General features: G+C 49.1%; 13 protein-coding genes. 2 read left to right on the top strand and 11 right to left on the bottom strand.

The window, feature by feature from the left end; genetic code table 11:
- Position 1 precedes the first annotated feature (1 nt).
- Entirely contained in the window at positions 2–1,645 is a 1,644-nt protein-coding gene (locus ABXR35_RS03375) for a PTS transporter subunit EIIC (protein WP_367055423.1), read from the bottom strand.
- A 320-nt stretch (positions 1,646–1,965) separates the two neighbouring features.
- Between ABXR35_RS03375 and ABXR35_RS03370 the strand changes: the two genes are divergently transcribed.
- Both ABXR35_RS03370 and ABXR35_RS03365 read left to right on the top strand, forming a co-directional pair.
- Complete coding sequence (locus ABXR35_RS03370) at positions 1,966–2,262, top strand: epoxide hydrolase N-terminal domain-containing protein (RefSeq protein ID WP_367055421.1); 297 nt, start codon at positions 1,966–1,968, stop codon at positions 2,260–2,262.
- 62 nt (positions 2,263–2,324) lie between these two features.
- Positions 2,325–2,453 carry a hypothetical protein gene (locus tag ABXR35_RS03365; RefSeq protein WP_367055418.1) on the top strand — a complete coding sequence of 43 codons (129 nt, stop codon included), beginning with the start codon at positions 2,325–2,327 and terminating at the stop codon, positions 2,451–2,453.
- Between the two features lie 118 nt (positions 2,454–2,571).
- Here the strand turns inward: ABXR35_RS03365 and ABXR35_RS03360 are convergent, their stop codons facing one another.
- The 10 genes from ABXR35_RS03360 to ABXR35_RS03315 form a co-directional block, all read right to left on the bottom strand.
- Positions 2,572–3,555, bottom strand: a complete 984-nt coding sequence (locus ABXR35_RS03360) for a stalk domain-containing protein (protein ID WP_367055415.1) — start codon at positions 3,553–3,555, stop codon at positions 2,572–2,574.
- A 105-nt stretch (positions 3,556–3,660) separates the two neighbouring features.
- Complete coding sequence (locus ABXR35_RS03355) at positions 3,661–4,734, bottom strand: hypothetical protein (RefSeq protein WP_367055412.1); 1,074 nt, start codon at positions 4,732–4,734, stop codon at positions 3,661–3,663.
- Positions 4,718–5,251: an RNA polymerase sigma factor gene (locus ABXR35_RS03350; RefSeq protein ID WP_367055409.1), complete on the bottom strand. Its 534-nt coding sequence runs from the start codon at positions 5,249–5,251 to the stop codon at positions 4,718–4,720. The genes ABXR35_RS03355 and ABXR35_RS03350 overlap by 17 nt, the downstream gene beginning before the upstream one ends.
- 324 nt (positions 5,252–5,575) lie before the next feature.
- Positions 5,576–7,390 (bottom strand): glycoside hydrolase family 2 protein, encoded by a 1,815-nt coding sequence (locus ABXR35_RS03345; protein ID WP_367055407.1) that lies wholly within the window; start codon positions 7,388–7,390, stop codon positions 5,576–5,578.
- Between the two features lie 206 nt (positions 7,391–7,596).
- Positions 7,597–8,415 carry a carbohydrate ABC transporter permease gene (locus tag ABXR35_RS03340; RefSeq protein ID WP_367055404.1) on the bottom strand — a complete coding sequence of 273 codons (819 nt, stop codon included), beginning with the start codon at positions 8,413–8,415 and terminating at the stop codon, positions 7,597–7,599.
- Between the two features lie 13 nt (positions 8,416–8,428).
- Complete coding sequence (locus ABXR35_RS03335) at positions 8,429–9,349, bottom strand: carbohydrate ABC transporter permease (protein ID WP_367055401.1); 921 nt, start codon at positions 9,347–9,349, stop codon at positions 8,429–8,431.
- A 36-nt stretch (positions 9,350–9,385) separates the two neighbouring features.
- The gene (locus ABXR35_RS03330; RefSeq protein WP_367055398.1) at positions 9,386–10,678 is read right to left on the bottom strand and encodes an ABC transporter substrate-binding protein; all 1,293 of its coding nucleotides are present in this window, start codon (positions 10,676–10,678) and stop codon (positions 9,386–9,388) included.
- A 182-nt stretch (positions 10,679–10,860) separates the two neighbouring features.
- Entirely contained in the window at positions 10,861–12,501 is a 1,641-nt protein-coding gene (locus ABXR35_RS03325; protein ID WP_367055395.1) for a response regulator, read from the bottom strand.
- A gap of 196 nt (positions 12,502–12,697) precedes the next feature.
- Positions 12,698–14,581 (bottom strand): cache domain-containing sensor histidine kinase, encoded by a 1,884-nt coding sequence (locus ABXR35_RS03320; protein ID WP_367055392.1) that lies wholly within the window; start codon positions 14,579–14,581, stop codon positions 12,698–12,700.
- The gene (locus ABXR35_RS03315) at positions 14,582–15,967 is read right to left on the bottom strand and encodes an extracellular solute-binding protein (protein ID WP_367055389.1); all 1,386 of its coding nucleotides are present in this window, start codon (positions 15,965–15,967) and stop codon (positions 14,582–14,584) included. It lies immediately after the preceding gene.
- Positions 15,968–16,150 lie beyond the last annotated feature (183 nt).

Here is a 16,150-nt window from a genome sequence, read left to right as displayed (position 1 = left end):
CTTATGATGAATGCCCGCTTCTGCCCAGCAGCAAGGTCAGCACAAATGCCGTACCTGTCGCCAGCACAAAACCGGTCATATAATGAATAAAATTGGACCAGCCAAACGGAATAATAAATGCCAGCATCGGAATCCCCGTCAAGCCGAAGGAGCTGGCAACGACATGATGCCAGCCGATATAAGCACCACCGACCGCACCGCCAGCCGCCGCTGCAATAAACGGACGCACCAGCTTTAGATTGACGCCAAGCGCTACCGGTTCCGTAATGCCGAGAAAGGCAATCAATGCACCAGGCAGTGCCGCCTTACGCAGCATAGAGTCGCGAGTGCGCAAATATACCGCTAGTCCAGCACCACCCTGCGCCACATTTGCCATTGACCAGATCGGTAGCAGAAAATTTACTGCAATATCTGGATTGGAGATTAAGCCTGCTTCAATCGCCTGCAAGCTCTGATGCAGCCCTGTCAGCACAATACTGCTATACGCCCCGCCCAGCACCAGTCCAAACCAAGTGCCACCGTATGCGTATAGATGCTTCAGCAATGCAGCACACCAATGACCGAGCCAGCCAGAGAGCGGACCGATCACGAACAGTGCCAGAATGCTTCCGCCAAGCAGCGATAATACCGGAATGACTAGTACATGCACAGAATTGGGAATGACGCGGCGCAAGCGAATTTCCAGCATCGCCATCAACATGGCAGCCACGATAACTGGAATCGCAGTCCCCTGATAACTGAACTGCGGCAGTGCTACTAGACCAAATGACGAAATAACCGATGGCGGCATACCGTTACTGCCAACAATCTCAGGTCTAGACATCAACATGCCCAATACGGCTCCCAATACAGGCGTACCGCCAAAGCGTTTGGCAGCATAATAGCCAAACATCACGCTAATAATCTGAAAAATCGAGCCGGTCAGCAATTGCAGCAGCCGGAACCAAAGTGTATCCACTGACGCCCAGCCGAGGAATTGCAGCAGACTAACCAGTCCAAGCAATATACCTGCTGCCACAAAGATAGGAATCATTGGTACGATAATGTCGGAAAAGAACGATACCGCATCCACTATACGCGTAGTCAGCGAACGTCTGGCAGAAGGCGACTTCTCGATTGTTTGATCAGAAGTAGCGATTGACGCAAAGGGCGACTGTTCAGTTACAAACGGTTCATCGGATGCAGACAGTAATTGCTCTGCCATACGTTGTGGATGACGCAGTGGCGTCTGTCCCATCTGCTCTGTTTGCTCCAGCATGTTCGGTTGCTGTATCGTTTGTTGGGCTTCATTCTGTTCGTTCTGTATATTCGTCTGAGTGCCACCAGCCAGCAACGGATCAGACATATGCTGCATTTGGCGCTCAATCTGCCGATGCAGTCGAAACGTCAGCTCTGGTCCTACAATCATTTGCAACTGTGTGCCGACCTGACATACATTGTGTACCTCTGGAATCTCGGCAAGAGCGGAATGATTCGCCAATTCAGGACGATGTAGTCGCAGACGAATACGGGTCGTGCAGTGCAGTACTTCCTGCACATTAGGCAAGCCGCCGGACTGTTCAATCAATTGGGTCGCCAACTCCTGCATATGTCGGCTCCGTTCGCGCCGCTTGGCAGCTGGGGAATGACGATCCTCCTGCCGCATACACATCCCTCCTTTGCCAATGGTTCACTATGCACGTACTTGTGCAGATTCTTCATGCTAGATAACGTATAACTTTGACAGTATACGGCACATCGCCACGCAAGACAACTTCATTTAGAACCGGTTCCATTTTTGTCAGAGTGAATGGATAACTAGCATTCCTTGTTCCCTTCCTTGCGTATCTTTCCTGATCGTGATTTGATGCGCTTCTTATTTGGGCATATCATACGATGGTAAATATGTTTATGCTGTCATAACACCTTGGAAACATGTGCAGTGTACGTCTCAGCAAAGTATTTCAATTCTATTGAAGGACGTGTTTGGGAAGGCAGCCTTTTACTATTGATATTGCTCAGCACCAAATCGATGATCTGAAGGACAGATTACTACGTACCAAATGGCCGTCTACGTTTCATGGTGACCCGTGGTCCTTAGGTGCTGATCTTCATTTTATGCAGCGTTTAGTGGAGTATTGGGTGAACGAATATGACTGGCGTAAGCAAGAACAGTGGCTAAATAGCTTTCCGCAGTTTACGACTACTATTGATGAATTGGATATTCATTTTATCCATTGCGTTTTGCTGAGGGTGAGGGTGTTACTGTGCCTACGGGTGTGACATTATTCCCGAAAGAACTGCCTATGCCGCCAAGAGAGTGGGCAGAGCGTGTGTAGCCTATTGTGTATTGGGAACATGCGGCTCGTGGCGGGCACTTTGCTTCGTTGGAGCAACCAGCGCTATTGGCAGAACAGCTACAAGCCTTTTTCGGTCGATGGAAACACGATACCTCTGAGAACAATCCGATGTGATAAAAAAGCGCTCAACTGAAACCAACCGCCCTTCGGCAATGTATTGCGAAGGGCGGTTGGTTTGGTTTCACGCTATGATATTTGTGGCCATACTTATCGTTGTTTCTAATGGGATTGCTTAGTAGGAGCGGGCATCCGTTCGTTTTTCATTTGGTAACGTATACGAAATCGTACCTGATTGATCGGAAATTCCGCCGCCTACGATATATACTCTGCCTGTTCGATGAAAGCTATTATCGGCATGAAGAATACCCGATTCCCTCAAATTGCTATCTCCCCAACCACCGTTTATATAATATAAAAAGTTCTGATTCTTTAGTGGAATATTGCCCCATTTATCCTTTAATTGAAATGTAAGCAGATCATTCATCGTGTGAAAGTCGCCTGTAGCGGCACTTAATCCATGCGCCTGCCATGTAATAACGGGGAAGTCATTTTTAAATTCGACAAAGGAAATCGTATCTCCATACACATAATAAAAACGCAGCGCTTCCCCCTCTGGGAATAAATATTCACGATCCAGACTTTCCCCGTCAGATTTGACTTGTAATGGCTGTCGCAAACTATGATTCCCCGGGATAGGGATCGGTAGCCCCCCACTCGTGATCAGTTCGCGTGCCGCTGCCAAATCACCCTTGTACAAAATCTGTCGTTGCTTCGCACTCAATGGCAATTGAATCGTCAATGTTGGCTTGTTATAAGTATAGTTGTAGCCTAAATATTGAATAAAAGCTGCGGGAATATAGACTTGCCCATTCATCTTCTGTACAGGGGCAGACATCTGTGAAGTTCCCTGTTGCTGATTAAACTTGTATTCTCCTTGACCAAGCTTGAAGGTATACACCTCGCCTGCCCATGGTGCTAGTGTGACTTTGCCATTAGAAGCTACGTGAAATTGAGAGTTGGTAGCTTTAGCAAGCTGACGCAGCGGAAGCATGAGCTTTCCTTTGGTGATGAGTAAGGTACCGCCGTCCAGCTTTTCTCCAGTTGGTGTAATGATGGTTAATGTGGTTGCTGCTTGTGCTTGTGCAGGCAAGGCAGGTAGAAATCCAATCACCATCGCCAATGCAGGAATGATCCAGAGCATGTTTATCTTTTTCAATATCCATCTTCCTTTCCATATTTTTGAAGTCCATAGGATTAGACTTCGCTAATGTGGAAAAAGTTGCATATTGTCGCTGAAGCATGCTCAGCGTCCCTTGTTCAGTCACTCTGAATGGACGGTAAATGGAATGCGCCATGTTCCTTTTATTTGTTGAGTCAGCAAGCCATAATCAAAATACAAACGAACACTATCGCGTTCCTTCTGGGTTAATGGTTGCTTGAACTCAAACTCCTGTACGATGCGTTTACCATTGTTGCCCATCTGCATTGATTTCGAAATCGATTGATTCTCTAGGCTATCTTGGAGTCTCAGATAGTTACCGATGTTAGTATATCCTTGCAATGCGATGGTAACCTCTGGGATATGAGTCATATCTTTATCTGAGGTATATCGAACAGTTAGCTTTTTATTATCGTTGGACCATTCATACTTCTGAAAAGAGAGCGACCATAATTGACCTGCTTGCACATCATATTTCTTGTTCAATTGAATGTTCGCCGGAAGCGCTGTATGCTTACGTTGAATCAAATATAGGTCTTGAAGCTTGATCACATAACTTTGCTGATCTGCTTGTGTGACTGAGCGACTTAATTGAAATTGTTCGTCTGTCGTTACATCTTGATCCTTTTGAAATCCCATTAGGCTACTATACGTGGCTTTGTTCGTTTGCATATCAATGATCGATGCTTTGGCAAACGTGGCAAATGTAAAGTCGAGCGGATCGACCCCAGCTAACTGCAACTGAAACGTTGCACGATTACCAATGTCACTATCGAAATGCAATTGAGCTTGCTGAATAGAGAGACCTACCCCTTGTTGCAATACCTGCGTGTGAATAGGTTGGGCAATATCCGGGATCGCTTTTAATGAAATAGGAGAACTAGTGGATGCCTGCACTGGGATCGAAGCAGGGATTCCTACAGATTGCCCCGGATACTGCCAGTTCCATACACCAATACTGACCGCCGCGACTGCACTCAGAGCGACAATAGCTATTCTCTTACTACGTTTGCGCGATTCCACAAGCTTCATCTCCGGCTCATCATCTCGACTCCAACCAGAGCGACGATTGTCCGCTTCCCATTGGATACGGCTCCACATCGCTTCATAATCTGGCGTATGCTCCGGCTCCTTATCGAGATGCCGTTTGATCGTCTGCTCATCCCATTTTGGCATGAATGTCACTTCCTTTCTGAGGATCGTCGGTGAAATGGGTCGAATATTTGCGCAGCTTTTTCAGCGCACGATGGAGTCTGGATTTGACCGTACCTACTGGAACATTCAAAATCTCCGCCGTCTCGGTCGTACTGCATTCGCCCATATAATACAGCAGCAGCACTTCACGCAGCGGTACCGCCAAGCGATTAAGCAGTGCTGTAAATTCGTCTACCGTCTCCCCCTGCTCAATCTGCTTTTCCACCGATTTGCCGGACAGCAGTGGCAGATGCAACGTAAAGGCTTTTTGCTCCCGCCGCTTCCTGTTATTGCGCCGAGTAAATTGAGTATGGCATTCGTTAGCGGCAATGCGCAGTAACCATGCCTTTTCATGCGCAATATGATCTCGCTTCGCCAGCAATGCCTTGATAAATACCTCCTGACACATATCCTCAGCATCAGCAGCATTGCCGGTCATATACAAACAATACCGATAGACCGATTCTCGGTACGTTTCAAACAGCTCCCTATCGTTCACAATATCCCCTTCCTTCTTTCTCTCTTTGAGCCTTCTCTATGTAGACTGAGCACAACGCCAAACGGTTCCCTTTTTTATGTAAAATAGACAGGTATTATTTTATTGTATAGCTTTGTACATGCAAAAAGAACCTGAAATGGTATACAGATTGCATACTTCTCCCCATCAGAATCACTGCATAACCATCACTTGTTTATGCGTGTATTCATGGCAAAAGATATACATTCCTCTATACACATTCAGGTTCTTTGTTAGGTACAAAATCAATCAATTGGTATTCATTCAGTCTAAGTTTGCATAATCATTCTCGCATCATTACACATTCTATCCTTGATTCAGTACAATCCGCCGAATCTGCTCCAGCGGAACTTTGGGCTGACGATCGTAGGTCAACAAGCCGTTAATCTCCTGCTCCACATCCGTCAACTGGGTATAACAGAATCCGCGCACAATCGGCGAGCCGTACAGCGGACGAATGACAGCTTGCAGCCGTTTCAGATAATCGTCATCAGTCTCTGCACCGGAATATCCCCAGCCTTCCTGCTCGCCTTTCTGATAAGCGATGCCGCCAAATTCGGTAATCATAATCGGCTGACCTTCGTATTCGGCACCACCGACGAAGATATGGCGGTTGCCCGGCGTTGCGTTGACAGCAGTTTCCACATCAGCGTACCGTTCTTCCAGCACCTGTTCTTCCCACGCATAATCATGAATCGCCACGATGTCAGTTTTCATCATTTCCCAGCCATCGTTGTAAATGACCGGACGCATCTCATCTAGTGAACGGGTCAAATGATACATCGCCAGCCCATGCTGCTGCTGCCGCTGATCCACCAACGCATTCGGAATGCCCCAACTCTCATTGAGTGGAACCCAAACGATCACAGATGGATGATTATAATCGCGCTCGACGATCTCCTGCCACTCGCGGGTAAAGCGATTCACATACTGCTCGGAATAATCGTACGCATTCGCAGCTTCGCCCCATACCATTAATCCTTTTACATCACACCAATATAGGAAGCGCGGGTCCTCGGTCTTCTGATGCTTGCGTACGCCGTTGAAGCCCATCTGCTGCGTCAACTCAATATCTCGCAATATAGCTTCATCCGATGGCGGGGTCAAAATCCCATCTGGAAAATATCCCTGATCCAGTACCAGTCGCAAAAATTCAGAGCGATTATTCAGATAAAACCGACTGTTATCAATCGATACTTTGCGCATGCCGAAGTAGCTGTCCACTGTATCCACGACTTTACCATCGTGCAACAGCTCCACACGCAAATCATACAGATTCGGTCGATCAGCGCTCCACCAACGTCCTTGCGTATGATCATTAAAATCATTCAGCCCGATAGCGCGGAACTGCTCCACACCATGCAAGGCAAACTCGTCGGTCGTCATATTTTTGCCATCAAAATCTACCGTTAATCGCACCTGAAAGGAACCGTTATGTAGCGCGCGTCCCGTTTCCGACGTATAGGTCAGCCCGATCCGAATCTCGTTGCGATCAATATCCGGGGTCAGGCGCAGTCGCTGCAAATGGTATGGCTCTACCGCTTCCAGCCATACACTTTGCCAGATGCCGGTCGTCCGAGTGTAAAAGATGCTTGCTGAGTCTTCCAGCCAATACTGCTTGCCGCGCGGCAGCGTCACATCACGGCTAAAATCCTCACAACGCACCACGATTTCGTTCGTGCCTTCCTTTTGCAGTAGCGCTGTAATATCCGCCTGAAACGGCGTATGTCCGCCTTCATGCGCTGCCGCCCATTGACCGTTAATCCAAACGGTAGCTGCATAATCAACTGCCCCAAAATGAATAATGACATGCTTGTCCGTCCAGTTCGTCGGCAGTTCCAAGGTACGACGATACCAAACCAGATCGTGAAACCCAGTCTCCCCAATACCGCTCAATTCACTTTGAAAGGCAAACGGCACTTCGATGCTACGGTCAAAGGCATCTTGCCCGCCCGTATGCCAGCCCTCGGCATCCCCTCGTCGTTCATCGTCAAAAGCAAATGCCCATGTTCCGTTCAAATTGATCCAATCCTCCCGCACCAGCTGCGGACGCGGATATTCCGGTCGTGGCAGACGTTGGTCGCGGTCATTGTGTGCGGTTGGATGTTGTAAATATTTCATTGGATGAAGTTCCTCCTTCGAATACGATATACGTTTCCCATCTAAGCAATATGAATAACAGAATCATTCCATATGTCTGAGCGATATAAAGCGATGGTTGATAGTATCTGTTGAAATGTAGTTCAAGCTGCATGATGCCCAACGGTATATGGAGATTTTGCATCTTTGTCGGCTCCACCTGCGAACATTTCACATATTCCTCTGCTTCAGCCTTCCTTGCCGCCGGTAAACGCAATCCCTTTAATAATCTGCTTTTGGAACAGCAGGAACACGATTAGTACCGGAATGGCGGCAAGTGCGTTGGCTGTCATCGGCAGCGCATACTGCTGCACATACGAGCTTTGGAACATCGGCAGACCAAGTGTAATCGTCATAAATGCTTTATCCGAAATGGAGATTAGCGGCCAGACATAATCATTCCACGAGCCGATAAAGGTAAAGATACCTAGCGCTGCCAGTGCCGGACGCGACAGCGGCAGGAAGATACGATACCAAATTTTGAAAAAGCCTGCGCCATCCATCCGTGCTGCTTCTTCCAAATCCTTCGGCAATCCGTCGAAAAATTGCTTCATAATAAAGATCCCCATCGGCCCTGCAATCGCTGGCAAGATCAGCGAGGTGCGCGTACCGAGCAGTCCCAGATCACGCATAAACAGATATAGCGGAATCAGCGTCGCTTCGCCCGGAATCATCATACCGGACAGAAACAGAAGAAACAGCCATTTGCTGCCGGGAAACGAAATCCGCGAGAACGCATACGCCGCTAGCGATGAGAACAGCAGCACGAGCGTGGTCGTAATCACCGATACGATCAGACTGTTGCCCATCCAGCCAAAGATCGGCGCTTGACTCAGTACCTTTTCATAATTGGCAAAGGAAAACTGGACATTGCCAGAGAATAGATCCTGTCCCTCCGGTGTAAGCGACAGCACTAGCATCCAGACAATTGGCAGTAGGAAGAATAGCGCCAGCAGTACCGCCACAATCCGACTCACCACGACATATGCACGATCCATCGTTGTCATCTCATGCCCCCCTTTACTGGTATCTGCGCAGAATCAATGTCTGCAGCAGTGAGATCACCATAATGACAATCATGAGTACGAATGCAATCGCTGATGCGTAGCCCATTTGAAATGTCTGAAATCCATTCTCATAAATGGAAAAGACGACTGTCTTCGTCGCACCTGCCGGACCACCGCCGGTAATGAGCTTGGATTGACCGAAGATTTTGAACGAGGCGATTGTTTGCAGCACAATGACCAGAATCGTAATGCGTGATAGCGATGGAAAGGTAATATACCAAAATGCCTGCCAACGATTCGCGCCCTCAATCTCGCCAGCTTCATAATACGCCGCCGGAATATCCTGCAAGCCTGCCAGAAATAATACAAACACAAAGCCTACCGTCCACCATACGGTCGACATTACAATCGACGCCCACGCTAGCAGCGGATCAGATAACCAGAAAATCTCACTATTGATCAATCCGAGCGCATGCAGCATGCGATTGAACAATCCGCTATACGGCTGCAAAAAGATCACCCAGATGCTAGAGATAACCGATACGGACAGCACATAGGGCATAAATACCGCTGATCGAAAGAATGCCTGCCCGCGCCGAATCTGATGCACCAGTACAGCCAGCAGCAAGCCGATGCCGCTCACGAGCGGCACGCTGACCAGTGTAAACAAGACGGTATTGCGCAGATTCCCTAGAAATTCCTCATCCTGTAGAATCGTCACGTAATTGCTCAAGCCGATAAAGGTACGGTCACCCAGCAGCGACCAATCGTAAAAGCTAACCCGCAATCCGTATAGAATCGGAAACAAGGAGAATAGCAGGAAAAAGATCGTATACGGCAGCACCATCAGGATACCGGTGACCCAGCCTTGGCGTGATAACCCGCGTGTGCCTAGACTGATATTGCGCTTGCTGGTTAACGGTTTGACGTCCATGAGTATGCTCCTTTCGTTGAATCCAAGACTTCTCGGTTATTTGCCAACGATTTTGTCGGTGGAGATATCGGATTTTTCTAGCGTGGTTGCAGCATCCTGCTGTCCAGCCATCATTTTCTCGAATTCCTTGACCACATTGTCGTTGACTTGACCCTGTTTGGCATTGCGTGGCCAGTATTTGACGAAATCGGCAGAAGCGGCATAGTCACTGCGATACGGCATATCCTTGAATTCCTGAGAATCTACGACACGCGTAACACTTGGGATATGACCTGCTTTTGCCCACATGTCCCCATGCTCGGCAAGCCAGTTGGCGAAGGTGAGTGCCGCTTGCTGCTTAGCGCTGTCTTCTTTGCTATGCTTCGGCAGTACAAGGGTGTGAGAATCGCCCCATGTTGCCGGTTGATCATAGATTTGCGGGAATGGCACCACGCCAAAGTCTAGATCCTTAATATTCTCAAATGCACCCGTACTCCATACGCCAGTAATGACAACCGCTGCCTTCTGATCTTGGAATAGCTTGACCGCATCGTTGATATTCGGCGGAATCAGCTTGGATGTATAGAGACTATTCACATAATTCAGCGCTTCCAGTGCCTGCGGATTGTTCAGCTCAGCTTTGCCATCCGCATTATAGAATTTGCCGCCATCGTTCAACTGATTGTAAAAGCCCCAGAACATCCAGTACGAGTCAATCTTCGTGTTCGGCTGAGCCAGTGGTGCTACATCGGATGGCACGGCATCCTTAATTTTGGTTAGAAATTCGGTGAAGCCTTCTGGCGACTTATCGAAGTCCGGCTGTCCATCCTTCAATACGCCTGCCTGCTCTAAGTACTTTTTGTTGTAGTACATGACGATCGCGTGCGTATCCAGCGGAATCGAATAATGCTTGCTGTCGTAAATGGTGGAATCTAGAATCGTTGGATTAAAATCGTCCCATTTCACCCCTGCTGCTGAAGCCAATCCGTCCAGTTCATTCACATATCCAGCAGGTACAAATTGCGGCATACGCGAGGAGTGCAGAACTGCCAAATCCGGTGCCTGATCCGATGCAAGTGAGGTTTGCAGCTTGGTGTAATAATCCTCTGCCCGGTTACTCAATTGCTCCACATGAATATTTTGATTCTCGGCATTGAATTTCTCAATCATAGCGGTCATAAATTCACCATCACCACCGCTAAATGGAGTCCAGAAGGTAATCGATGTTTTGCCACCGCTCTGTCCGCCTTCAGTGCTGCCTGACGGCTGTGTACCGCCTGCACACGCAGATAATACCAGCATAGCCGCAAGCAGTAAGAACGCCGTGCGAATCGTTAGTTTACTATTCATACAAAAAGCCTCCCTGTCGTTAATGTGAATACAGTTCGTTATCGCGCTTGCCTAGGTAGGCGTCTGGCGCTCTTGAGATAACGCTTACATTTCACATCTTATCCGACAGGCAGGCTGCCCACCATGACGCTTCTTTCGATTGTATGGACATATATTTGGAACCGCGCTACAGCACGGTATCGTTATACACTTCGACTTCCCCCTTTTTCTTCATGCGGGCTGGCGAAGCTGCGCATTCGGTCACGGTACTGCTTCGGCGTTACTTCCATCTCCGTCTTGAATACACGGTTAAAATGCCGGATGTTGACGAAGCCCGTTGCGACGGCGATACTGACGACCTTCTCATCGCTCTGTGCCAATCGGCGTGCAGCTTCACGGATACGAATTCCTGTCAGCACCTCGACAAAGGATTGTCCCAATCGGCTTTTGAATAGGCTGCTCAGATACGAGGCATTTAGGTACACCTGCTCTGCCATCAGTCCCAATGTAATATGCTCAGCATAATGCTGCTCCATATACTGTACGGCTCGATCTACCGCATGAGTTGCCTGATTCTCGCGCCCACGCAGCAGCATATACAGCTCATGCAGACGACGGCTGCAATAATCCGCCAGCTCGCGACGGTCATTGATCGTCAGCACCTGCTGCAATACAATGCCAATATCGCTATCATTCAACCAAGACTCTGCCACTCCATAATCCAGCGCAATCTCATAGCTCTCCATAATGATTCTACATACCTGCTGCTGGATCATTTCTGGTCGGCGTAGCTGATGACAAAGACGCTCGACTAGCTGCTGTACCTGCTCATGCAGCTCATGTTCATGCGTACGTCCGAGCAATTGCTCCAATGTATGTCGGTCAGCAGAGGGCAAACGCACCGGATGCTCCTGCTCGTCTGCCGTAGCCTGCGACTGATACGATAGCACCCGATCCCCGCCTGCAGTCAGTCGATACAACAATGCCACCTCGGCTTCCCGATAGGAACGAGGAACCCCTTCTAGCTCAGCAGCACCGCGACCGATGCCGATCGTAATCGTCAATTTGGATACACGCCGGATCGTACGAACCAGTCGATCACACAGCGTCGTCAATTGAGCTTCACTTACTGCTCCCATATCCATCTGCACAAGCGCAACCACCTTGCCCTGCTCCATAAAGGTGTATCCATGCAGCTCCTCTAATACAACCTCTCGCATAAACTGCTGAATATACAGCAAAAACAGCTCAGGATCATTTTGATGATACCGCTGCTCCGCAATCGAGCCGCGATCCAGCTGGGCAATTAAACAATATATGCCTTTTCCTGCTGTAAACGACAAGCCCGCATCCTCCAGCAGCTCTGCCGCATCATACGCCATATGTCCATGCACCAGCCCAGACAACAGCTGTACACGCAAATGCTGCTCACTCATATCCTCAGCAGCCTGCTCCGCAGCACGATCTGCCAATTCCTCACTCACCCGCAACAGCGCCGCTTGTAGCTCATCCTTTTGCACGGGCTTGAGTAAATAATCCCGCGCACCACTGCGAATCGAACTACGCGCATATTCAAAATCATCATATCCGCTCAGCACGATACAGCTAATACCCGGATATTGATCTGCCACCGCCGCCTGTAGCTGTACACCGTCCATTTGCGGCATACGAATATCGGTAATGATCAGCTGAGGCTGTAGATGACGAATCATTTCCAGCGCCTCCAAGCCATCCTTCGCTTCGCCGCATACTTCCCAGTCCAGATCGAAGCCGTTAATCACATGTGTCAATCCTTTGCGAAAAATCAATTCATCATCCACAACCAGCACTTGATGCTTGGACATATTCTCCACTCTCTCCCTTCGTCCTATTGCTCTCGTATAGTCCCATCTTTCTTTCTTATCCTCATGCAATCTGCATCTATATTCATCCCGCTATGGTGTAGTACATTGTAGATCGACATCTAGTATTAGGGCAGGCATGTTAGAAAACGATTAGATAGAGTTGATACACAGCTGTTACAGCTATCACAGCCAATGGCTAAGAGGATGCCGACGTAACACATGACGTAGATGATGCTTTGGTTGATACGAATGTGGTACCATCCGATAACGCTCCGACTGATGCTGTGTTGTCAGACGATGCAGCTTCTGGTAAAAGCACCCGCACCTCCAGTCCCCCACTTTCCCGATGACGAAGTCGAATACCGTAGGCAGAGCCATACTTTAGCACAATACGCCGATGTACATTGACCAGCCCATGACCCCCCGGTCCCTCTGGCAGCTGCCCTTCATTCATACGCTGCAATTGGGCTTCCATTTGCTCCGGCTCCATTCCCGGTCCATTATCACAAACGGCAATACATACGCCCTGTGGATCAGGCTGCACGGTAATAGCTATCTGTACCTCACCTCGCCCGCGCTCTAAGCCATGTACAATCGCATTCTCTACTAGCGGCTGTAGCGTCAGCCGAATAATGGGACAATCCAGCAACGCATCCTCCGCTTGGATGCTATAACTCAGTCGCTCGTCATATCGGATATGCTGAATCGCTAAATAACCACACACATGCTCCAGCTCCTGCTTCACCGTCACCTCGGTCTGATCGCCGCCGATACTATATCGCAGCAGCGCACTCAAATGACCAGTCATATGAACAATTTCCCGATGATCCGCCAACTCGGCGTGCATACTGATGGAACCAAGCGTATTGTACAGAAAATGCGGATTGATCTGACTTTGTAGAGAAGCAATACGAGCATTCTTTTCCCGAATTTCCGTTTCCACCAGTCTTGAGGTTAAGCGACCAAGCCGCGATACCATCATATTGAACGCTCGGCTCACATGCCCAATCTCATCCAGCTGCTGTACAGGCAGCGATACATTGAATTGCCCGCGCTCTACCAGCTTCATCGTTTGCTGTAATCGACTTAATGGGCGGGTAATCCGCATGGAATGGATGATCGACAGCAGCACCGACAACAACAGACCAACCCCACCCAGCAATAGAATCTGCCGATTGATCTGATTCGCATCATGCAGCAAGACCGACAATGGCACTGCCTGCAACACCGTCCAGCCCGTAATCGGTGACGTCTGATACGTCAGCAGCACCGGGCTGCCGTGATTGTCCAATGTAAAGGTTCCTTCTCCGCGATAGGCGGACACCGTATCATGCGATAGAGCAAAGGAGCCGCTGCGATATACAAATCCGCCATTCTGATCAAGCAAGGCAAAAGATGACGAGCGCGAGCTTTCCAGCTTACGAATACGCTGTACAAGTGAATCAGCAGGTACGTCGATGACCAACGTCCCTAGCACACTGCCATTGTCCAGACTGCGTAGCTGCCGAATCATCGAAAACACCTCGTACGACGAGCCATTGTCCGATACCAATTCATGCGGAGCGGCAAAATACCCTTTACCCGAAATCTCGGCTCCTTGCGGCAGCACCCGATCTACATCCGTTGCTTCACCAAAACGTCCCGGGCTGTCCGGCAGCTCCACATACGATGCCGCATGATCTGCCAGCAGCGAGACGCCAATCACATCGACTCGACCATTTACGAGGATACGACGCACGAAGCTTTCCAGCAGTTGCCGATCTGCATAGCGATCCCCAGTACCACCATTGGCAGCTCCCTTTTCCAAATAATCCAGCAAGTCCGGCGATTGATACGGCATCACCGATAGCAGCACCATCTCATTTGTGAACGCATCCAGATTAGCGCTAAATTCACGCACCACATCTGCCTGATACCGTCCCACATTATCCTGCATCGAATTGGAATAGCCAACACTACTAATCCATGACGAAATGATAAGCGGAATTGAGATGAGCGCCGTATTCATCAAAATGAGCCGATGCACCAGCCGCATATTTTTCCAGCGTGCTACAACACCTGTTATCCATAATTTCATCATCTATTCCCTCACGATCTGGTTGATCAGCGGCTCCAGCCGATTCAGCATCTGATCCACCGTCTGTCTGCCGTACCAGATCTTTTCCAGTTCGTTCACCAGTGCATCACTAACCTCACTCTGTCGGCGATGCTCTGGGAAAAATTCCACTTCCTCCGCACCCTGTACATATTCACGCCGATAAGGCAGCGATAGATACGCATCCGACTGCGCTTGTGACTTGACCGCAGGTACATGCCCTGCCTTACCCCAACCTGCTCCATGCGACGTGAGCCAGTCAGCGAACTTCACTGCCGCCTCCTGCTTGCGCGGATCAGCCGTCGCATGTGCAGGAAAAGCGAGCGTATGCCCGTCTCCCCACGAACCCGGATGATCATAAATTTGCGGAAAGGGCATCACTCCAAAATCCAACCCTTTCACTTCCTCCAACGAACCGACCGACCACACACCGAGAAACAGCAGCGCCGCATGCCCATTGGCAAATTGACTGGTCGCATTGTTAATATCCGGTGGAATCAGACGACGATCATACATGGAAGCAACCAACTCCAATGAGCGCCGCGCCGCTGGCATATTGACACCGGCAGCATGTCCGTCCGCCGTATACAGCTTGCCCCCGTCCTTCATCTGGGCGTATAGCGACCACCATAACCAGAGCGAATCAATGCGTACATTCGGTACGGCGAGTGGCGCGACATCCTTCGGCACATGACGCTGTAGCGTTTGCAGAAAATCCATAAAGCCCTGTTCGCCCGGTTGCAGCAGCACCTTACCATCCCGGTACAATCCGGCTTCTGCAAGCCATTTTTTGTTGTAATATAACACGCTAAAATGCGTATCCAGCGGCAATCCATAATGACGACCGTTTTTCATCGTTTTGGATAGCACACCTTGGTTAAAAGTAGACCAATCCACCTGCTGTGCTGCCATCCATCCGTCGATGTTGCTAATAAAACCTGCATTGATATACTGCGCATACATCGACGCGTGTAGGATCGCCACATCCGGTGCTTCCTCCGTTACAATCGAGGTGGACAGCTTCGTATAATAATCGTCTAGCTTGTTGTTTTTCATATTGACGATAATATGATCGGTATTCTGCTCGTTATATTGACGAACCAGCTCATTCATAAACGAAATATCTCCGCCGCTAAACGGCGTCCAAAAGGTGATCTGTATTGGCTCCGCCGCATCACCGATCGCTGGCTGCTGTACATCCCCGCCAATCGGCACAGCATCTCGGCGCACCGATTGCAGGAGACTAATCCCACCAGCAATCAGCGCTAGCAGCAGGAGTACAACCGCGGCGCGAATCCATTTGATTTTAGGATGATCCCGATGCAGATCGTTGACACTGTGTTCCTGTGTATTCATTTTCGGCGATTCCATCCTGCTTCACCCCTGTGATCAAACTATTGTGCACAAGCATCCATTATTAGACACATATGATCCAGCTACACAGCTGTAGCCTTGACTGTTCAATTCGCCTTTCCAAAAAGCACTCTTCTTATCCCCTACCATATACGAATCATAGCCGCAAAGTATAGACATCCAAACGCGTTGACGCCCGTT

It is taken from the genome of Paenibacillus sp. JQZ6Y-1, assembly GCF_040719145.1.
Lineage (GTDB): Bacteria > Bacillota > Bacilli > Paenibacillales > Paenibacillaceae > Saccharibacillus > Saccharibacillus kandeliae.
Note: the sequence above shows the minus strand (reverse complement) of the source record. Positions and strands in the feature narration are given on the sequence as shown.

What these genes read in the sequence shown, in the direction of transcription:
- ABXR35_RS03375 (WP_367055423.1), bottom strand. Translation starts at nt 1,645, where the DNA reads ATGCGGCAGGAGGATCGTCATTCCCCAGCTGCCAAGCGGCGCGAACGG.
- ABXR35_RS03355 (WP_367055412.1), bottom strand. Translation starts at nt 4,734, where the DNA reads ATGCCAAAATGGGATGAGCAGACGATCAAACGGCATCTCGATAAGGAG.
- ABXR35_RS03345 (WP_367055407.1), bottom strand. Translation starts at nt 7,390, where the DNA reads ATGAAATATTTACAACATCCAACCGCACACAATGACCGCGACCAACGT.
- ABXR35_RS03340 (WP_367055404.1), bottom strand. Translation starts at nt 8,415, where the DNA reads ATGACAACGATGGATCGTGCATATGTCGTGGTGAGTCGGATTGTGGCG.
- ABXR35_RS03335 (WP_367055401.1), bottom strand. Translation starts at nt 9,349, where the DNA reads ATGGACGTCAAACCGTTAACCAGCAAGCGCAATATCAGTCTAGGCACA.
- ABXR35_RS03330 (WP_367055398.1), bottom strand. Translation starts at nt 10,678, where the DNA reads ATGAATAGTAAACTAACGATTCGCACGGCGTTCTTACTGCTTGCGGCT.
- ABXR35_RS03325 (WP_367055395.1), bottom strand. Translation starts at nt 12,501, where the DNA reads ATGTCCAAGCATCAAGTGCTGGTTGTGGATGATGAATTGATTTTTCGC.
- ABXR35_RS03320 (WP_367055392.1), bottom strand. Translation starts at nt 14,581, where the DNA reads ATGATGAAATTATGGATAACAGGTGTTGTAGCACGCTGGAAAAATATG.
- ABXR35_RS03315 (WP_367055389.1), bottom strand. Translation starts at nt 15,967, where the DNA reads ATGGAATCGCCGAAAATGAATACACAGGAACACAGTGTCAACGATCTG.